General features: G+C 47.1%; 10 protein-coding genes and 5 pseudogenes. 7 read left to right on the forward strand and 8 right to left on the reverse strand.

Annotation, left to right across the window (positions count from 1 at the left end):
• Nucleotides 1-261 precede the first annotated feature (261 nt).
• The 3 genes from EO763_RS09720 to EO763_RS09730 all read right to left on the reverse strand — a co-directional run bounded on the left by EO763_RS09720 (nt 262) and on the right by EO763_RS09730 (nt 5,722).
• Nucleotides 262-1,179 carry an aldo/keto reductase gene (locus EO763_RS09720; RefSeq protein WP_039489188.1) on the reverse strand — a complete coding sequence of 306 codons (918 nt, stop codon included), beginning with the start codon at nt 1,177-1,179 and terminating at the stop codon, nt 262-264.
• 59 nt (nt 1,180-1,238) lie between these two features.
• Complete coding sequence (locus EO763_RS09725; RefSeq protein ID WP_161528815.1) at nt 1,239-3,173, reverse strand: exoribonuclease II; 1,935 nt, start codon at nt 3,171-3,173, stop codon at nt 1,239-1,241.
• A gap of 236 nt (nt 3,174-3,409) precedes the next feature.
• Nucleotides 3,410-5,722, reverse strand: coding sequence for an FdhF/YdeP family oxidoreductase (locus tag EO763_RS09730; protein WP_161528816.1), 2,313 nt, complete (start codon nt 5,720-5,722; stop codon nt 3,410-3,412).
• Nucleotides 5,723-5,906: 184 nt separating this feature from the next.
• Between EO763_RS09730 and EO763_RS09735 the strand changes: the two genes are divergently transcribed.
• From EO763_RS09735 to EO763_RS09760, 6 genes and pseudogenes are all read left to right on the forward strand, one after another.
• Complete coding sequence (locus EO763_RS09735; protein WP_161528817.1) at nt 5,907-6,803, forward strand: LysR family transcriptional regulator; 897 nt, start codon at nt 5,907-5,909, stop codon at nt 6,801-6,803.
• Between the two features lie 62 nt (nt 6,804-6,865).
• Nucleotides 6,866-7,386: pseudogene (locus EO763_RS09740) on the forward strand (TIM-barrel domain-containing protein); the annotation flags it as partial.
• A 536-nt stretch (nt 7,387-7,922) separates the two neighbouring features.
• Nucleotides 7,923-10,799: a flavocytochrome c gene (locus tag EO763_RS09745; protein ID WP_161528818.1), complete on the forward strand. Its 2,877-nt coding sequence runs from the start codon at nt 7,923-7,925 to the stop codon at nt 10,797-10,799.
• Nucleotides 10,800-10,914: 115 nt separating this feature from the next.
• Nucleotides 10,915-11,879, forward strand: a pseudogene (locus tag EO763_RS09750) (FAD:protein FMN transferase).
• Nucleotides 11,880-11,947: 68 nt separating this feature from the next.
• Nucleotides 11,948-12,686: pseudogene (locus EO763_RS09755) on the forward strand (IS3 family transposase); the annotation flags it as partial.
• A gap of 29 nt (nt 12,687-12,715) precedes the next feature.
• Nucleotides 12,716-12,847: pseudogene (locus tag EO763_RS09760) on the forward strand (IS200/IS605 family transposase); the annotation flags it as partial.
• Between the two features lie 84 nt (nt 12,848-12,931).
• Here the strand turns inward: EO763_RS09760 and EO763_RS09765 are convergent.
• From EO763_RS09765 to EO763_RS09780, 4 genes are all read right to left on the reverse strand, one after another.
• Nucleotides 12,932-14,623, reverse strand: a complete 1,692-nt coding sequence (locus tag EO763_RS09765) for an ATP-binding cassette domain-containing protein (protein WP_161528819.1) — start codon at nt 14,621-14,623, stop codon at nt 12,932-12,934.
• Nucleotides 14,620-16,254 carry an adenine nucleotide alpha hydrolase family protein gene (locus tag EO763_RS09770; protein WP_161528820.1) on the reverse strand — a complete coding sequence of 545 codons (1,635 nt, stop codon included), beginning with the start codon at nt 16,252-16,254 and terminating at the stop codon, nt 14,620-14,622. Before EO763_RS09770 ends, EO763_RS09765 begins: the two co-directional genes overlap by 4 nt.
• A gap of 17 nt (nt 16,255-16,271) precedes the next feature.
• The gene (locus EO763_RS09775; protein WP_161528821.1) at nt 16,272-16,913 is read right to left on the reverse strand and encodes a lasso peptide biosynthesis B2 protein; all 642 of its coding nucleotides are present in this window, start codon (nt 16,911-16,913) and stop codon (nt 16,272-16,274) included.
• A gap of 109 nt (nt 16,914-17,022) precedes the next feature.
• The gene (locus tag EO763_RS09780; RefSeq protein ID WP_161528822.1) at nt 17,023-17,223 is read right to left on the reverse strand and encodes an acinetodin/klebsidin/J25 family lasso peptide; all 201 of its coding nucleotides are present in this window, start codon (nt 17,221-17,223) and stop codon (nt 17,023-17,025) included.
• A gap of 350 nt (nt 17,224-17,573) precedes the next feature.
• Between EO763_RS09780 and EO763_RS09785 the strand changes: the two are divergent.
• Nucleotides 17,574-18,096, forward strand: a pseudogene (locus EO763_RS09785) (transposase); the annotation flags it as partial.
• 62 nt (nt 18,097-18,158) lie between these two features.
• Here the strand turns inward: EO763_RS09785 and fabI are convergent.
• Nucleotides 18,159-18,947 (reverse strand): enoyl-ACP reductase FabI, encoded by a 789-nt coding sequence (gene fabI / locus EO763_RS09790; RefSeq protein ID WP_010276729.1) that lies wholly within the window; start codon nt 18,945-18,947, stop codon nt 18,159-18,161.
• Nucleotides 18,948-18,951 lie beyond the last annotated feature (4 nt).

Genomic DNA, 18,951 nt, shown 5'->3' on the forward strand with positions numbered 1-18,951 from the left:
AAACCGATTTGTCATGCGGTTTCTGCCTTCCTGCAACTCGAATTATTTGAGGTATATAGCGCGGGTGTTAATGCAATTTAACAATAGTGGGTTTAATGGCGAAGAGAAGGAAATGGATGAGAAAATGTGAGCGGACGTGAATTTCTATAAAGAAACTTAAAGCGTAAACAATGGCTAACGTGAGAGAGCGATAAAAATAAGTGCTGTAAAAACAAGATGGCCTTGCCGAGGAAAATTCAGAGAATGGCAGGGCCGATACGTTTAAGGCAGAACATTTCCGGCGGAACGGTAAATTTCGTACCATTCTTCGCGGCTGAGCGACAGGGTAGACGCCGCCGCGATGTCACGGATACGTTCTGGACTCATGGTGCCGATAATCACCTGCATCGCGGCAGGGTGACGCAAGATCCACGCGGTGGCGATCGCAGTATTGGTGACGCGGTGCTGCTCAGCGAGGCGATCAAGGGTAGCGTTCAGTTTGGGGAACTTCTCGTTATCGAGGAACACACCATCAAAAAAGCCGTACTGGAAAGGCGACCAGGCCTGAATTGTCATCGTATTCAGGCGGCTGTATTCCAGAATCGCGCCATCGTGATTCACCGATGCTGGATTCGTCATATTCACGTTAAATCCGGCATCAATCATGCCCGTGTGCATAATGCTGAACTGTAATTGGTTGGCGATAAGCGGCTGGCGTACGGACTGCTTCAGCAGCTCAATCTGCAACGGATTCTGATTACTGACGCCGAAATGGCGCACTTTTCCGCTGCTTTCCAGTTCATCAAAGGCGGCGGCGACTTCATCGGGTTCAAACAGCGTGTCCGGGCGGTGCAGCAGGAGCGTATCGAGATAGTCTGTTTTTAAACGTTGCAAGCTACCTTCGACGGACGTGATGATGTGCGCCTTCGAGAAGTCAAAAAAGCCCTGACGAATGCCACATTTGGATTGCAGAAAAATTGATTCTCGGCGGATGGCGGTTTTCTGTAAACCTGCGGCGAAAATCTCCTCCGACAAACCTGAGCCATAGATATCAGCGTGATCGAAGAAATCGATGCCTGCCTCGACGGAGGCATTGAGGATGTCAGCCGCTTCACTCGTGCTTTTCTTCGCCATTCGCATACAGCCCAACGCAATGTTGGAAGCCTGTATCGCGGATGTACCGATTGTTATTTTCTTCATCAGGAACACTCCTGTGATGAGGGTTGCACGTCCGCCGAGATGACTCGGCGGCATGGCACTTAGGCGGCAGGTTTCGCCACGATGCTGCGGGTTTCCAGACGAACTTCAGCAATGACGACGTCCAGTGTATCCCCCTGACGATAAACCACGTCGCCTTTCACTGACAGGGTGCCCATTTCCTGACTGCACACCAGTTCATCGCGTACGGCGTGGATAAAGGAGGACGGGATAAATGCCACTGCGCCGTTATCCAGCAGACGAACGCGCAGGCCACCGCGTGTGACGTCAATGATTTCCGCATTGAAGCGACTATCCGTACCGGCTTTATCTTTGAGGTAGCGGGCGTACAGCCAGTCGCCGACATCGCGCTCAGCCATACGATTAAGGCGGCGGCGTTCAGCCAACTGAACCGTGACGTCGTCCTGCGGTTTTTCCGCGACCTGTCCGGTGATAACCGCTTTCAACAAACGGTGGTTCACCATATCGCCGTATTTACGGATCGGCGAGGTCCAGGTGGCATAGGCTTCCAGCCCCAGACCGAAGTGCGGCCCCGGTGTGGTACTGACTTCCGCAAACGATTGGAAGCGGCGAATGCGGCTGTCCAGGAACTGCGTCGGCTGGGCATCCAGCTCGCGGCGCAGCGTACAGAAGCCTTCCAGCGTCAACAGCACTTGCGCATCGGCTTGAACGCCGTGGGTGTCCAGCACGGCAACCGCCTGTTCAATCGAGGCAGGATCGAAGCCGTTATGCACGTTGTAGATGCCGAAGCCCAGCTTATCGCGCAGCACAATGGCCGCACAGACGTTGGCGGCAATCATGGATTCTTCAACGATACGGTTGGCGATGCGGCGATGTTCAACCACGATATCCAACACGTCGCCTTTTTCACCCAGCAGGAAGCGGTAATCTGGGCGATCTTTAAATACCAGCGCATGGGTGGTGCGCCAGTCGCTGCGTGCTACACATAGGCGGTGCAGCAAACGAATTTGTTCGGCAATCGCGTCGTTTTGCGGCTGCCATTCTCCTTGATTTTCCAGCCAGTCAGAGACGTTGTCATACGCTAATTTGGCTTTGGATTCGATCCAAGCGGCAAAGAAGTGAATGTCGTCACCCAGCGCACCGTCGGCGGCAATCGTCACGCGACAGGCAAGAACAGGGCGACGCTCGTCCGGGCGTAGGGAACAGATATCGTCCGACAGCGGGCGCGGCAGCATCGGGATATTGAAGCCGGGCAGATAGTTGGTGAAGGCGCGCTGGCGTGCCATGTTGTCCAGCTCGCTACCCGCCGCGACATACGCGGTTGGATCGGCAATCGCGATGGTTAATTGCAGTGAACCATCACCGTTGTCCTTCACGTACAGCGCATCGTCCATATCTTCAGTGCTCGCGCTGTCGATAGTGACAAAGCTCAGTGCGGTGAGATCTTCACGGACGAGTTCGCCGTCATGGCGCTCAGTCGTTTCAACCTCTGGGGCTGAGCGCTCCAGATTATGGCGTGACAATGTCACCCACCACGGTACCAGTGGGTCATCGCCCGTGGTGATGTACTGCGTCAGTTCAGCATGAAATCCACGGTCGCCCTTCAACGGGTGACGGCGCATTTCGGCTACGGCCCAATCGCCTTCCTGAAAATCGTGTGTGACATCGCGCGCGGCGCGGCAAGGGATGGCATCTTTCAGCAACGGATGGTCAGGCGTAATGGATAAACGATCGTCTTTTTTATGGATGCGCCCAACAAATCGGGTAAGGAAGGGTTCGATCAGCGTTTCTGGCTCGACAATTTCCCGCTCTTTTTCCGTATGTAGGGTGGCGGTAATCCGGTCACCGTGCATCACTTTTTTCATGTGCGGAGGGGGAATGAAATAGCTTTTTTGTCCGTCAGCTTCAAGGAAGCCGAATCCTTTATCGGTACCTTTGACGACACCTTCAACACGCGGTGTCTGAGAGTGAAGTTGCTGTTTTAGCTGTGCAAGCAGCGGATTATCTTGAAACATAGCGTCCAGAAATACGGTTGTGAGTAGCCCAATTAGCAGTTCACAGTTTTACTCGAATCGGGTGCTGGCGGCAAGAATAATCGGGGGTGGCGTAGGCGCAGATCGGCAGCAGAAGCGCGGATAAACCCGAGTAAAGTCAACGCTGATTCGAATGCATCCACCTGCCGTGCACGCAATTGATCTCACGGCACGGCAGAGTAGTTGATGTGATGAATTGCCGCCTAGTGGACAGATTCTTAGGCGATACGCAGCAGAGACTCGGCTTGCGTACTACGACGAACGCTAACCGGCACGGATTTAGAGGTCGGCGTGTGCGTTTCATCCCCAAAGCTGGACAGCGGCACCAACGGGTTGGTTTCGGGATAATAGGCTGCCAGATTACCGCGCGGAATCGCGTAGCTCACCAGCTTGAAACCGTTGACGATGCGGGTAATGCCGTCGTTCCACAGGGTTTCTATATCGACCCGATCGCCGTCTTCCAGTCCCAGCGCGCTGATGTCATCCGGGTGCATGAATAGCACTTCCCGCTGCCCATACACGCCGCGATAGCGGTCATCCAGACCATAAATCGTGGTGTTGTACTGGTCGTGTGAACGCAGGGTTTGCAGAGTAAAAGGCACGTCGCTGCCTTGTAGCTGGGGAAACAGCGTGTCGGGCAGCGCGGCATGGCTGAATTGCGCTTTCCCGTTGAGGGTATTGAAGTGCAGTTCAGCGGCCGCGTTACCGAGATAGAATCCGCCCGGCAGGTCGCAGTTGGCATTGAAATCCGTAAAGCCGGGAACGGTTGCGGCGATATGGTCGCGGATACGTGAATAATCGTCCGCCAGCGCTAGCCAGTCGAGTTTTTCATGGCCAAGCACCGCATTGGCAATCCCCGCAACAATCGCCGTTTCCGAGCGCTGCAACGGCGAAAGGGGCTGCCCGACGCCCTGTGACGCGTGCACCATGCTGAAGGAGTCTTCGACGGTAATAAACTGCGCACCGCTAGCCTGCATATCGAGATCGGTACGGCCGAGCGTTGGCAGAATCAATGCATCGACGTTGCCGGTAATCAGATGGCTGCGGTTGAGCTTGGTACTGATGTGTACGGTCAGATCGCAGCGGCTGAGCGCTTCTTCGGTACGGGCCGAATCGGGTGCCGCGGCGGCGAGGTTACCGCCCAGCGCGATCAGCACTTTTATCTCGTCGCGCAGCATCGCTTCCAGCGCTTCTACCGTGTTGTGGCCTGCGGCATAAGGCGGCGTGAAGTCATAATGCGCTGCCAGACGATCGAGAAACGCGGCCGTCGGCTTCTCATCGATCCCCATGGTGCGATTGCCCTGCACATTACTATGACCGCGTACCGGACACAGCCCCGCGCCCGGTTTTCCCAATTGCCCGAACAGCAGTTGCAGGTTCACGATTTCCCGCACGGTGGCGACAGAGTGTTTGTGCTGGGTAATCCCCATCGCCCAGGTGCAAATCACACGCGGCGACTGCTGATAAATCGCTGCGACATAGCGTAATTGCGCTTCGCTCAGGCCGGACTGTTGTTCAATTTTCTGCCAGCTTGTGGCATCAACCACAGTAAGATAGTCGTCCACCTGCTGGGTATGCGTGGACAGGAAATCCTGATCGAATAAACCGGCTTCCCCGGCAGACAGGCGCTGGCGATGCGTTTCCAACAGGGCTTTTACCATGCCGCGCACGGCAGCCATATCGCCACCCAAATTGGGTTGCAGGTAGGTTTCGCTAATGGTGCCAGACAGCGGCGTGAGCAACTCCAGCGGATTCTGCGGATTGGCAAAACGCTCCAAACCGCGCTCGCGTAGCGTATTAAACGAGACGACGTGCGCGCCACGATCGGCGGCATGACGAAGGCTGTGCAGCATACGCGGGTGATTGGTGCCGGGGTTCTGCCCGAAGACGAAAATCGCGTCAGCGTGTTCGAAATCATCCAGCCGGATAGTGCCTTTACCCACGCCGATACTTTGTTTCAGACCGATTCCGCTAGCTTCATGGCACATGTTCGAGCAGTCAGGGAAATTGTTGGTGCCCAGCATGCGACCAAAAAGCTGATACAGATAAGACGCTTCATTGCTGGCACGGCCAGACGTATAAAGTTCCACCTGATTAGGGTGTGCCATGTTACCGATATGGTGAGCGATCAGCGCAAACGCGGCGTCCCAACTGATAGGGACATAGCGATCGCTGGCGCGGTCGTAACGCATCGGGTGGGTTAAGCGGCCCTGATACTCAAGGAAATAGTTGCTCTGCTGACGTAGCGTCGTGACGCTATGGGCGGCGAAAAAATCCAGATCGACCGCTTTGCGCGTCGCTTCCCAACTGACCGCTTTCGCGCCGTTTTCACAGAAGCTGAACGTGCTGCTGTTGTCATCACCCCAGGCACAGCCGGGGCAGTCAAATCCTTTCGATTTATTGACCCGCAACAAGTTTCGGATATTTTTCAGCGCTTGCTTGCTGTCGAGGACAAAGCGCGTGGTGGCTTCCAACGAGCCCCAGCCGCCAGCCGCATTGCGGTATGGCTTGATGGATGGTTTGAATTTCATATACGTTCCGCAGGTGATAATGTTTTTTTTATGTGAACAAAATTTTAAATATTTGCTCCTAAGGGAAGTTTAGGTGCCGCCAGCGATCGCGTCTAATCAAATGCGGCTATGGTGGGATAGAGGCGATTTATCGATGGTATACTCGGGACTTACCCACTACTGTGTCTGACGATCGAGCCTGACGATGGATATTAAGCAACTGCAATACCTGTGCAATCTGGAGAAAGAGCGCCATTTTGGCCGGGCAGCGGAAGCCAGTTTTGTTAGTCAGCCCACGCTCTCCATGCGGTTGAAAAATCTGGAGCGAGAGCTGGATCTGGCGTTAATCAATCGGGGTAATAATTTTGAAGGCTTCACAGCCGAAGGTGAGCGCGTGCTGGCCTGGGCGCGGGAAATCGTCTCGGTTTATCAGGGGTTAAAACTGGAAGTCGCATCGCTGAAACGTGGCGTGAGTGGTGTATTGCGCATCGGCGCGGTGCCGCAAAGCAGTATCGCGCTGTCGAGCCTACTGGCAGCGGTGAACAAGGTTTATCCGCAACTGGATTTTCAGATCTCGCTGTTCAGTGCGGATCAACTGCTGGAAGCGCTGAATGCGCATTCGGTGGATGTCGGTATCGGCTTTTTTGAATTTTCGACGCTACAGGAACTGCACTTTCAGGCGTCGCCGCTGAAGGAGCAGGGTGTTGATCTCTTATTCCATCCGCACCATTTTCCAAAACTGGTGGGAGAGACGCCACTGCCTCTCGATGCGCTTTCTGAGACCCCGCTCTGTCTGGCGGAAGCCAGCCGCTATTTCCGTCGCTATCTGGATAGCCATTTCCGTGAAATGGGCGTCTCGCCGTGGGTCAAGGTGGAAAGCGCTTCTGTCCTGCAACTGCTCCAAAGCACCTATGTCGGGCTTGGGTGCGGCATAGTCCCTCACGGCAGCCTGATCCCCGAAATGACGCCCGCGTTAACGCTACGGCCGCTGCAATTTCCGCCGATGCGCCGTCGTGCGGCTGTTGTTGTTGCCCAGGCTGGCAGAGCGACGCCGCTGGCGCAGAACTTCTTTGACGCGGCGCAGGTGTGGTTGCAGGCTTAGTCGATACGTTATGGTGACTTTGTTCAAAGAGATAGTGGGCGGAGAACTCGCCAATCAATCGGTGTGCGGGAATGCAGCGCTATGTGCAGACCTGGAGCGGCGATAACCGCACCAACGGGCAGACGCTACGCTACAACACCCGGATGGGAATAGGGATGAGCCTGTCCGGCTTGTTTAATGTTGGGCACGACGTCGGCGGGTTTTCGGGCGGCAAGCCGGACGCCGAACTTTTTGTGCGCTGGGTTCAAAACGGCGTGATGCACCCGCGCTTCACTATTCACTCCTGGAATGACGATCAGACGGTAAACGAACCGTGGATGTATCGTGCGGTAACGCCTGCGATACGCAGTGCCATTGCGCTGCGCTACCGTCTACTGCCGTATTTTTATACCTTGCTGCGATTGCGGGCTGTTGTTTGAGGACGATGGTGAGACGTGGCAATGGCGTGAAGGAAACGCGCTGTGGCTTCGCTGGGAAATCCGTGCGGATAGCCAGCGCATTGACGTGACGTTCACATCGGAAGGGCGAGCAGCGCCAGCTGTATATTAACGGTGTCCGCAGGGCGACCTATCAACACCAATAATCACCCTATTTCTATTGTTCTATACGCTAAATAATTCGAGTTACAGGAAGGCGGCAAAAAGAGGGAATCCCGATGAGCTTACTCAGGTAAGTGATTCGGGTGAGCGACAAATCTGCCAGAGGTGGATTTGAACGCTGCTTGCAGCGGCCCCAACGGGGTGAGGTACACGTAAGTGTACCGAGTAATGCAGCCAACGCACCTGCGGCTTGAAGTATGACGCGTATTTGCGCCTCGGTGTTATTACCGAGGCGTTTTTTGTTATGCAGAATATAAATAACATCCGATTAGTTATTTTAAGGATAAGAAGATGTTAATGAAGTGAATGGAATATTAAATATAAAAAAGAGTTGTGCCAATACCCCTAATAAAAGCAGATCTACAAAATAGTTTAAATACTAAGAAAACATTTTATAACATTAAAAAAAATAGATACTTGGTAAGTAATAAGTTCGCAAATTATCAGCCAGAAAAATTAATGATTAAAAGAAAAACATGGCTTTTTCGAACAAGATTTTATTTTAAGTGGAGTATTCATTATGAAGAATAGTCACCATGATTTATTTGCTGCTTTTACTCTCCCCAACGGCGTGACGCTGAAAAACCGTGTACTGATGGCACCGATGACCACCTGTAGCGGTTTTTACGATGGGAGCGTGACCAAAGAGCTGGTGGAATATTATCAGGCCAGAGCAGGCAGCATCGGCACCGTTATTGTGGAATGCTGTTTTATTGATGACAAAGGGTTGGCTTTTCCCGGCGCGATAGGGATAGACAACGACGACAAAATTGCCGGACTGACCAAAATAGCGACGGCGATTAAAGAAAAAGGGTCGACGGCGATCCTGCAAATTTATCACGGCGGCCGTATGGTCGAACCCCGTTTTATCGGTGGTGCGACGCCGGTTGCCCCGAGCGCGATTGCCGCGCCGCGTGCGGGAGCCATTGTTCCGGTTGCCCTGTCGGGCGATGAGGTTGACGCCATGATCGGCAAGTTTGGCGATGCCGTCCATCGCGCCATTCAGGCGGGTTTCGATGGTGTGGAAATTCACGGCGCGAATACCTACCTGATTCAGCAATTCTATTCTCCCCACTCTAATCAGCGCTCAGATAAATGGGGTGGCAGCCGTGACAAACGTGCCGCCTTCCCGCTGGCAGTGTTGGATATCACCCACGAAGTCGCGGATAAATACGCCGATCCTTCGTTTATCATCGGCTATCGTTTCTCGCCAGAAGAGATCGAAGAACCCGGCATTCATTTTGATGATTCGCTCTATCTGCTGGAAAAATTAGCGGCACGCGGGCTGGATTATGTCCACTTCTCTATGGGAAATATTCTGCGTTCATCGATTGTCGAAACAAACGATCCGACGCCGCTGATTAAAAAATATGTTGCCCGTCGTTCTGCGACATTAGCCGCGATTCCGGTAATTGGCGTGGGAGATATTGTCAACCAGGCAGATGCAGACGCGGCGTTAGAAAATGGTTATGACCTGATTGCCGTTGGCAGAGCCTGTATTGCTTATCCAGACTGGACGGATCGCATTGCCGAGCAGGAAAAACTTGAGCTTTATATTGCCAGCGATAAACGCGAAACATTAACGATTCCTGAACCGCTGTGGCGCTTTTCATTAGTTGAAGCCATGATTCGGGACGTGAATTTAACCGGTAAGAAATTTAAATCCGGCGCTTATCAGGAAAACGTTCAGGATGAAGGTGGCGAACTGCAAATTACCATCCATTTTGAGCAGAATAGGGTCGCCGACATTGCGTTGGATAATAGCGATATTGATGATTCACTGAAAATCAGTTTTGACATTATCCGTGAGCGCATTCTGGATACCAATAGCCCACACGTTGACGCCGTAACGGGCGCAACGGCGCAGAGTGAGGCGATTAAAAAGGCCGTCACCAAGGCGATGGTGAAATCCAGCAAAGACGCCATTATCGCCGATGGCGGTAACCCGGATGCGCGCCGCGAAGCGGACGTGGTGGTGATTGGCAGCGGCGGCGCAGGGCTGGCGGCGGCCATTCAGGCCAGCGAAGAGGGCGCGCGCGTTATCGTCATTGAAAAGATGCCAGTCATCGGCGGCAACACCATCAAAGCCTCTGCCGGTATGAACGCGGCGGGAACCATCTTCCAGCAAAATAGGGGCATCGAAGATAGCCACACGCTGTTCTATAACGAAACCCTGAAAAGCGGAAAGCAGAAGAATAACCCAGCGCTGGTGCAGTATTTTGTCGAGCACGCGTCTGGCGCGATTAACTGGTTGGCGCAGCACGACATCGAACTGAGCGATATCACCACGACGGGCGGCATGAGCGTTGACAGAACGCATCGCCCTGCCAATGGCGCAGCGGTGGGCGGCTATCTGGTCAGCGGGCTGATTAAGAACCTTAATAAATACAATATCGAGGTGCTGCTGGAAACGTCGGTGACCGAAATTGTGCAAGAGAAGGGCAAAGTGACCGCTGTTAGAGTCGTTAATGATGAGCACGAAGAGAGCCTGATTGCGACAAAAGCGGTGATTGTTGCCACGGGCGGTTTTAGTGCCAATCAGGCGATGGTGGAGTCATACCGCCCAGATCTGAAAGGCTTCGTCACCACCAACCACAAAGGCGCTACGGGTGGTGGTATTCGCCTGCTGGAACAGATCGGCGCGGATACGGTGGACATGGGCGAAATTCAAACCCATCCAACGGTTGAGCAGACCACCTCTTATCTGATCTCCGAATCTATTCGCGGCGGTGGAGCCATTCTGGTATCGCAGCGCGGAGAACGGTTCTTTAACGAAATGGAGACGCGGGATAACGTCTCGTCTGCCATCGTCAACCTGCCGGAAGAGTACGCGTACATCCTGTTCGATGAGCAGGTAAGAAACCGCAATCGGGCCGTTGAAGAGTATGTCGCACAAGGGCTGACCGTCAGCGCGGACAGCATCGCTGAACTGGCCGACACGCTCGACATGCCACAAGCGGCGCTGCACGCCTCGCTCGAACGTTACAATGCCTTTATTGCCGACAAACACGATGAAGATTTTGGCCGTACCACGGGGATGCGCGATCCGCTGAACCAGGCACCTTACTACGCGATTAAGGTAGCACCGGGCGTGCATCATACGATGGGCGGGGTGACCATTAACGAAAAAGCGGAAGTGCTGAATCGCCATAAAGAGACGATCTCTGGGGCTTATGCCGCAGGGGAAGTGGTTGGCGGTATTCACGGGGCGAACCGCATTGGTGGCAACGCTGTCGCGGATATTATTATCTTCGGTATTCAGGCGGGGATTCAGGCTGCGGCCTATGCGCGGGCACCGCGTCATTCTGGCGCATTCCCGACAAAGGCGCGCAAGGCAAAGTTCGCGAAAGCTGTGGTGAAAACGGCTGAAAATCAACCCATGCTGGTAGAAGAGTAAGTGAGAGAAGATAACGTGATAAAAGGGTAAGGCCGATGGCGGGCGTCTGAAAGGGCGCTCGCCATTGTCTGGTCGTTTCCTCTCTGTACCGCCATTCGATCATAGGAGTCACCGTATGCCTTCTGTCGATAACGCTTATGTCTACTCCGTTCATCTGATGGGCAGTCCCATCCTGCTCAAACTGTTCGTCCATGATGAAACCGCCGTCAGGCAGGTTTTTCAACGCATCAAGCAGCTCGAAGACCAGCTAACTGTTAATCGGGCGCAGTCGGAAGTCATGAGCATCAACCACGCGGCGGGGAACGATTATGTGTCGGTCAGCCCGGTTGTCTTTGAACTGATTAAGCGCGCCAGAGCGGTGAGCCTGATTGAAAACAGTGGCTTTAACGTGGCGATTGGCCCTGTCGTCAAGCTATGGAAAATCGGTTTTAGCGGCAGCACGGTACCTGATCAGGAATCGATACAGCAGGCGCTGGCATTAACGCACCCCGAGCGCATTATTCTCAGAGAGCAGGATCACGCCGTGTTGCTAGAAAGCGTCGGGATGGAGATCGATCTGGGCGCGATTGCGAAAGGCTATATTGCCGATATCGTTCGAGATGTTCTGCATCAACATGCTATTCAGGATGCGCTGATCAATCTAGGGGGAACGTGCTCGCTATTGGTAGCGCGTTGACGGATGAGCAAGGGCTATGGAGCGTCGGGTTACAGAAGCCTTTCGCGGATCGCGATAGCCTGCTGGGCATCATTAAGGTGAAGAATAAATCCGTGGTGACATCCGGCGTCTATGAACGATTTTTTACCGTGGATGACCGTATCTATCACCATATTCTCGATCCCCGGACGGGGTATCCGCTGGATAATGAACTGCACAGCGTCACCGTTATCTCGAACGACTCTCTCGACGGCGATATCTACACCACGCTGCTCTATGGCATGGGCGTGAGCGCGGGTATTGAGTTTCTACAACATCAACCGGACATTGAAGCCATCTTTGTGACGAAAAACCGAGATATTATTTTTTCTTCTCAGCGGCATTATGTGTTTGAATTGCTGGATCAGGATTATTCGGTGGCTTGACTATTCAGGACTACTGCCTATGTTGAAAATATATAAATACAACTTTATTGCGTTATGAATTTTTTTTGAATTATGTCTTTATCGAAAAACATCGGGCAGCGTTCAGTATCAAAGCCATGTATCGGGTGTTCCAGGTTGCCCGCAGTGGTTGGTATGTCTGGCGGTGTCGATGTCATCAGATTAACTCGTGTCAGCGGTTCCGGCTTGTCTGCGATGATGCCGTCAGGAAGGCATTCAATAACGCCAAAAAGCGTTACGGTGTCTTACGACTGGCTGATGAGCTACCGGAATATAACGTGACCCCCCTTGCTGCCAGCCTGCGTCGTCAAGGGCTAAGGGCAAAAGCCGCCCGAAAGTTCAGTCCCGTCAGCTACTGAGACCATGGCCTACCTGTGTCTGAAAATCTGCTGAAGCAGGATTTCATCGCCAGCGGCCCGAATCAAAAATGTGTAGGCGAGATCACTTATTTACGTACAGATGACGGCTGGTTGTATCTTGCCGTGGTCATTTACCTGTTATTGTTCACGGTGGTCAGTACCGTTCAGCAGATTATCAGGCCATGCTGAAAGGCCATAATCTACGAGGCAGTATGAACGCAAAGGGATGCTGTTACGACAATGCCTACGCGGAGAGCATTTTGCCAGTAGGGAAATAATGCGAACGGCGGTGTTTAATTATATCGCGTGCGATTACAATCGCTGGTTCTGGTTCTGGTTCTGGTTCTGGTTCTGGTTCTGGTTCTGGTTCTGGCACAGTGCATGTGGCGGTCTCAACTTGGAACAGTTTGAAAACCAAAACCTCGCTTAGGATTGTGTCCACTTTACGTGGGTAGGATCAATAATTTTTGGGCAAGGGGTTACTTTGCTGACACGGTTGGAGTGAACGAAGAAATTATAAGACGTTATGTGAGGCATCAGGATAAGAAGGACCAAGAATACGAACAGCAGATGGAGTTGTTACAGGATTAAAACGAACAAGGCTCCCTTCTAGGGAGCCCCACTTTAAATTCATCTCTTCAAAAGGTGGGTTTTTACTTTTCCAATGTTACACTTTTAGTTTGTCTCTTTACCGTGAATTAAAAAACCATTTTCAATTTTCATTACAATATCTGAATATTTAAAGGTGGATTCACGGTGGCTAATGTTTATTATTGTGGATAAAGGGAATTTTTTTCTAATATTATTCATTAATTTACGTTCGTTTTCTAAATCCAATGATGAAGTTATTTCGTCAAGTATTATCAATTTTGGCGATCTCAAAAATAGTCTTGCAAGCGATAAACGCTGCCTCTGTCCACCAGATAAAGTTTCACCATTATCTCCTAATTTTAACGATAGAATGTCATCGTTAATCATCGAAAACTCGGAAGAAAGGTTGGAAAGCTCAATAGCCTCAAGAAGTTGGTTTCTTGTTGCATTTGGGTTTGCAATTCTTAAGTTAAATTCAACGCTATCCATAAAAATATTATCATCTTGTGTTACATAATATTGTAATTCATTTAATATGTCTGGTGATATTTCTTTAACATCAATACCATCAATGAAAATTTTATTAGCATCAGGAGGTAAATTTAGTGTTATGAGATTTACAAGTGTTGTTTTTCCGGACCCACTTCTACCTGTTACGGTTACAAATTTTCCAGGTAGAATACTGAGTGTTACCTCATTTAGAATAAGATTATCTTCATAACTATGGGATAGGTTAACTATATCAAGTGAAACTGCAGTTCGAACTGTAGAGAAATCTTTGTAAGAAATTTTTCCACTATTTTTCATCCCATCAAAAAATGGACCGAGTGAAATAGTAGATTGTTTTATTTGGCTTAACATTGAACCTATATTGTCAAGTGGGGAGGATAGAAGAAATATATAGGATGAGATCATAACGAAATGACCAAGGCTAACTTCTCCATTAATAACTCTTAATAATGTAAATATAAATGTAAAACTGAAAAATAAAACATTAATTAAAGATGAAAAACCTATTAATAATGAGTTTTTTTTCCAGTATTTTTTTTGAATGATGACATCCTTGGATAAGTAATCGTTGTATCTTTTAAAATAAAAATCAAAACTATTACAAGATCTCGCAGCAGATATGTTCTTTACGCTGTCGGTGAGAAGGGCATATGCACGTATACCCGAATCCATGAGATCAGTTCGGGCTTTAATTATTTTTTTTGTAAATTTATGATTAAATACCATAAAGGAAATTATGTATATGAGAAACAGTGATGCAACTATAAAATCACCAGTAAATACTATTATAGTCAAACTGAAGAAAATTTGAAGAACAGGAGGGATGATATTAAAGACAAAATTGTTAATTAATGAATATAAATCGTTATTTATATTGTTCAATCTTTGAGCCATGCTTCCTGTGTTTTCCCCATTTTTTTTAATTTTATTTTTGTAATAAATATCTTTTAAGTAATAGTGGCTTACTGAGGACAAACAATTAACTCTCAACATGCTTTGCATATATAATGAAATAAAATTAACTGATTTTGTTAAAGATATTAATATAACATACCCTAATCCTAACCATACAATCACCCCCAGGTTTTGATCTGATAATGTTGTACTTTCGTTTAATTTATCTGTGAGTTTTGACATTATTACAGGTGTTAATGTTGCGGTTGTTATTGAAAGAAATGACAGTAATATAATAACAAGAAATGATACTTTAGATTTAATTGATAAAATCGATGATAAACCTTTTAGTATATTTATTAAGATTTTCATTTAACACCTTCTAAAATTTTCTTATAGAGAGTAAGTTTAATTAATCGTAAAATATTGTAATGATCGTGTTGTATGGAAATTTTAGAGTTATAATCAATGGATTCAATTAAACTATCATAGTTAACATTTATTTTATCTAAAAAATCTTTATTTTCATATAATATTTCTTTAAAGAATTTAACGTTTTTTACCATCAAGCTAAACAATAAAACAGACGAAGACCTTTTTTTCTTCTTATACAAAAGAGAACAATTATACTTTGACATAGCCTCCTCTCTTATGTTCGCTCTATCAAAATAACGGTTGAAAGTCAGTTCATATGGAAAATTTAGCTGATATGAAATTGTTTTATTAAATAAATATGGATATATGCATGACGATGAGTTATGTGATAAAAATTGGCTGCCAGAAATTAGTATAATTAAGTCTTTAATGTATTGATATCTAATTGTATTCTTATTTTCATTTTTTATCCAAGGATGAATGCAATCATTGATTATTGGCAGTTCGTCAATCCAGACAGGCGAGGGATTCGTGTCCCCTGTACGTGAGAAGGCATGAGCGAATATCTCGAAAAGACTACGGCCTTTCAGCATTGAAAGTTCGCGCGCTTTTATCAAGGCTAGAAAAGGTTTTAACCTTAGAATACAATCCTTCACAATTCTACTGGATGGATTTTGTACGAAGACACTGTCACCACCATGCCCTGAAATAAATAGACTAAGAGGAGATGCAGACTTTTTTATATATTCATTATTATTTATTGTTTCAATTTCGTTAATTTTTATATAATTTGGGCTGTTTATATTAGAATCTTTATTGAACGGATTAGATACAATAGAGATGTTATTACTTAAAATGTAATTACTAACATTGTATTTGTTACATAAATATTTGACATCTTCTATTTCTGAGTCGATTTCTTTTTCTTTCTCATATGGAGCTATATTATAGCATGTGAAATCAATTTCACTCTCTTTGAGTGAAAGAAATAAAACCGTAGAATCTAATCCGCCAGATAAAAAAAGATTAATATCACTGTGTTTTTTTGATATAATTTCTACTGCTTCTTTAATTATATCAGTTATAGATAATGATGTTTTTTCTGGAAAAAATGAATTAATTTCGATCCCTCCATTTTTGTTAAATTTATATACGGTCCCAGAATGCACCTTTTTTAATTTTTTATAAAATGTTAAGTCAGTTAAACCATCTTTATTATTAATAAAGTGGTTGCAATAATTAATATCGATTTCTGTTGATTTACTAGATTGTATTAGCATCCTATAGTCGGATGTGATAATACATTCCCCATCACTAACGAAATAAAAAATCTCCATACAACAATATAAACTTGTATAAATACTGACCGAGTCAGATATGTGTATAAAGCAAAAATATCCATTGCAGGATTTAAGGTCTTTTTCTATATTAGATAATGGATTATTAGTGAATACATAGTCAGAGATTTTTAGTGGGTTGTTATTTTTTTGCGCAATGCCAAAAAGTAAAAAACTTTCATTACCAATTGATATACTTTGACAATTATCCTTAATGAAGGACCAACCGTTGCAATAATTGTAAGAATGGCTATTATCTTCACTTTCATCCGTTTTAGTTATGTAGAACATAATCCCTCACTTTTTGTTTAGATAACTAGAATCACTGTTAATTTATCTCTAATGTCACATTCATCGTTTATGACCTTTCCATCGATCTCAACCCATGCATGGCTATAAAATGGTTGTGTTCTTATACCAACTACGACTACTGCAGCCATTCCATGATGAATGAGTCGCTTTGCAAGAAAATATGAGTACGTTAAGCAATTGCTTTTTTTTCTAAAAAATGGAAATATTATCTCAAGATGGGTTTTATATTTGTCAATTATATCAAAATTTAGTTCAGTATCCGATTTTTTTGACTCAAGTCTTACTTTATGTAAATCACAGATTATCCCTAAAAAACTTTTTTCCTCTGTTATATTTATGCATTGGAATAATCTAAAAAAGCTATATATTATATCAACATCTACAAGCCTTCTCACATCTGGAGAAGGCATAAACCAACGTTCCTCTAGGAATCCTGTATAATGTACATCACCACAACGCCTCTCACATATAAGGTAATTGTTAACTAATTCTAAATTTGTTTTATTAATTATATCTAGATAATTCGAGGCTGAGTTATAAATTTCTTTACCACCATCGTTTTCTTCTATAATATTAAACTCATCATTTATAATATCCAGAATAACGATGTCATTCTTATGCTTGGCAAGTCTTAACATTTAGCCTCCTTTCTGATAAATAAAAGGCCGCTTGAAAAATAAAACAGCCTTTATATGACAGCATGTCATTGGTTTTTTATATAATATATTGCATGTGTAACTTTAAAAATTAGCCATAACGATTACCTTGGCTTAAGTCTACAAAACCTGTACCTGACATCGCAATAAAGTATTCGGATATTGGGCCATCACCACCTTTGGTTATGACACTGGCTTTACCTTTAACTTTATGTAAAACCAATGAAGGTTCGACATGATTTTTATAATCTGAATCAACGTCCTTTTTTACTGCATGGTTATTTCTTTTCATGGTTATCTCCTTTTAACGCACTATATAAGGTGCGTTTTGACTATGTGGCATTTTTCAAAGGAAGTCAAATGAAAATCATTATCGTTAATGGTTTGTGATAATAAAATAACTAATACTTTCAGAATTAAATTCTTTTTTTAATAAAAGAATGCGCTCATTAAATGCAAAATAATTTTTTTTTATTTTTTCGATATTTTTTTTCAAAAACATACCATTTCCATGAATCAAAAGAATAATGATGGTGTGTCATAATCAGTGTGTATGTGTCCCTGTAAGTATCCAGCTTAACCGAGCCATTCACTTTTAGAGATCTTCCTACATATTGATTATGTTCCGTTGAGAAGATCGTTATGTGCAAAGCCCGATTTACCGAGCACCAGATCATCGCTGTGTTGAAGTCCGTTGAAGCCTGGCGTACCGTGAAAGACGTCTGCCGCGAAGCAGGGATATCTGAGGCCTCGTATTACAACTGGAAAGCGAAGTTTGGCGGTATGGAGGCGTCTGATATCAAAAAAATGAAAGGTCTGGAAGACGAAAACCGGCGACTGAAACAGATGTTTGCCGATCTGAGTTTGGAGTGCCGGGCACTCAAAGATGTTATCGAAAAAAGCTTTAAAACCAGCGATAAAGCGTGAACTCGTCAGTTACCTGACCGCGCAGTTTACGATGAGCATCCGCCAGGCATACAGGACGTTATCGCTGAGCAGGACGGTGTATTTTTACCAGCCCGACACCCGGCGTGATGAACCGGTAATTGAGGCTCTGACCGATATGGCTGAACGCTATCCACGATACGGCTTCAAGAAGTTGTTCCAGAAGCGACGCAGGCAGAGACATGCATGGAATCATAAACGCGTTCATCGTATTTATTGCTAACTAAAAATGCGCTCTTTTCTAAGAGCGCATTTTTGTCAAAAACGGTTTACCGTGATGACTTATTTCAGTTCCAGCTCGTTCATTGCGGCGATGCTGAAACCGCCGTCAACGTGCAGGACTTCACCGGAGATACCGGCAGCCAGATCGGAACACAGGAACGCAGCAGAGTTGCCCACATCTTCAATGGTAACGACACGGCGGATTGGCGTAACGGCTTCGCAATGAGACAGCATTTTCTTGAAGTCTTTGATGCCGGAGGCAGCCAATGTACGAATCGGGCCCGCAGAGATGGCGTTGACGCGCACGCCCTGAGCACCCATGGCGTTCGCCATGTAACGTACGTTCGCTTCCAGAGACGCTTTTGCCAGACCCATCACGTTGTAGTTAGGGATAGCACGCTCAGCACCCAGGTAGGACAGGGTAACCAGCGCAGAGTTCGGGTTCAGCATCTTACGGCAGGCTTTCGCCATCGCGACGAAGCTGTAAGAGCTGATATCGTGAGAAATGCTGAAACCTTCACGGGTAACGGCATCAACGTAGTCACCGTCCAGTTGGTCGCCCGGTGCGTAAGCAATAGAATGCACGAAGCCATCAAAGTTCGGCCATACGTTAGCCAGTTCGGTAAACAGTGCTTCGATGCTGGCATCTTCAGCGACATCACACGGCAGAACGATGCTGGAACCCAGTTCGCTGGCAAAGCCTTCAACGCGTGCTTTCAATTTGTCGTTCTGATACGTGAAGGCCAGTTCGGCACCTTCGCGCTGCATTGCTTGTGCAATACCGTAGGCAATAGAACGGTTGCTGGCAACACCTGTTACCAGAATGCGCTTACCGGTAAGAAAACCCATAGCA

The sequence above is a fragment of the Pectobacterium odoriferum genome (assembly GCF_009931295.1).
Lineage (GTDB): Bacteria > Pseudomonadota > Gammaproteobacteria > Enterobacterales > Enterobacteriaceae > Pectobacterium > Pectobacterium odoriferum.

Excerpts from the sequence above, each read along its gene's own strand:
- fabI (WP_010276729.1), bottom strand. The coding sequence starts at position 18,947 with ATGGGTTTTCTTACCGGTAAGCGCATTCTGGTAACAGGTGTTGCCAGC.
- EO763_RS09765 (WP_161528819.1), bottom strand. The coding sequence starts at position 14,623 with ATGAAAATCTTAATAAATATACTAAAAGGTTTATCATCGATTTTATCA.
- EO763_RS09780 (WP_161528822.1), bottom strand. The coding sequence starts at position 17,223 with ATGAAAAGAAATAACCATGCAGTAAAAAAGGACGTTGATTCAGATTAT.
- EO763_RS09720 (WP_039489188.1), bottom strand. The coding sequence starts at position 1,179 with ATGAAGAAAATAACAATCGGTACATCCGCGATACAGGCTTCCAACATT.
- EO763_RS09770 (WP_161528820.1), bottom strand. The coding sequence starts at position 16,254 with ATGTTCTACATAACTAAAACGGATGAAAGTGAAGATAATAGCCATTCT.
- EO763_RS09725 (WP_161528815.1), bottom strand. The coding sequence starts at position 3,173 with ATGTTTCAAGATAATCCGCTGCTTGCACAGCTAAAACAGCAACTTCAC.
- EO763_RS09735 (WP_161528817.1), top strand. The coding sequence starts at position 5,907 with ATGGATATTAAGCAACTGCAATACCTGTGCAATCTGGAGAAAGAGCGC.
- EO763_RS09775 (WP_161528821.1), bottom strand. The coding sequence starts at position 16,913 with ATGTTAAGACTTGCCAAGCATAAGAATGACATCGTTATTCTGGATATT.
- EO763_RS09745 (WP_161528818.1), top strand. The coding sequence starts at position 7,923 with ATGAAGAATAGTCACCATGATTTATTTGCTGCTTTTACTCTCCCCAAC.
- EO763_RS09730 (WP_161528816.1), bottom strand. The coding sequence starts at position 5,722 with ATGAAATTCAAACCATCCATCAAGCCATACCGCAATGCGGCTGGCGGC.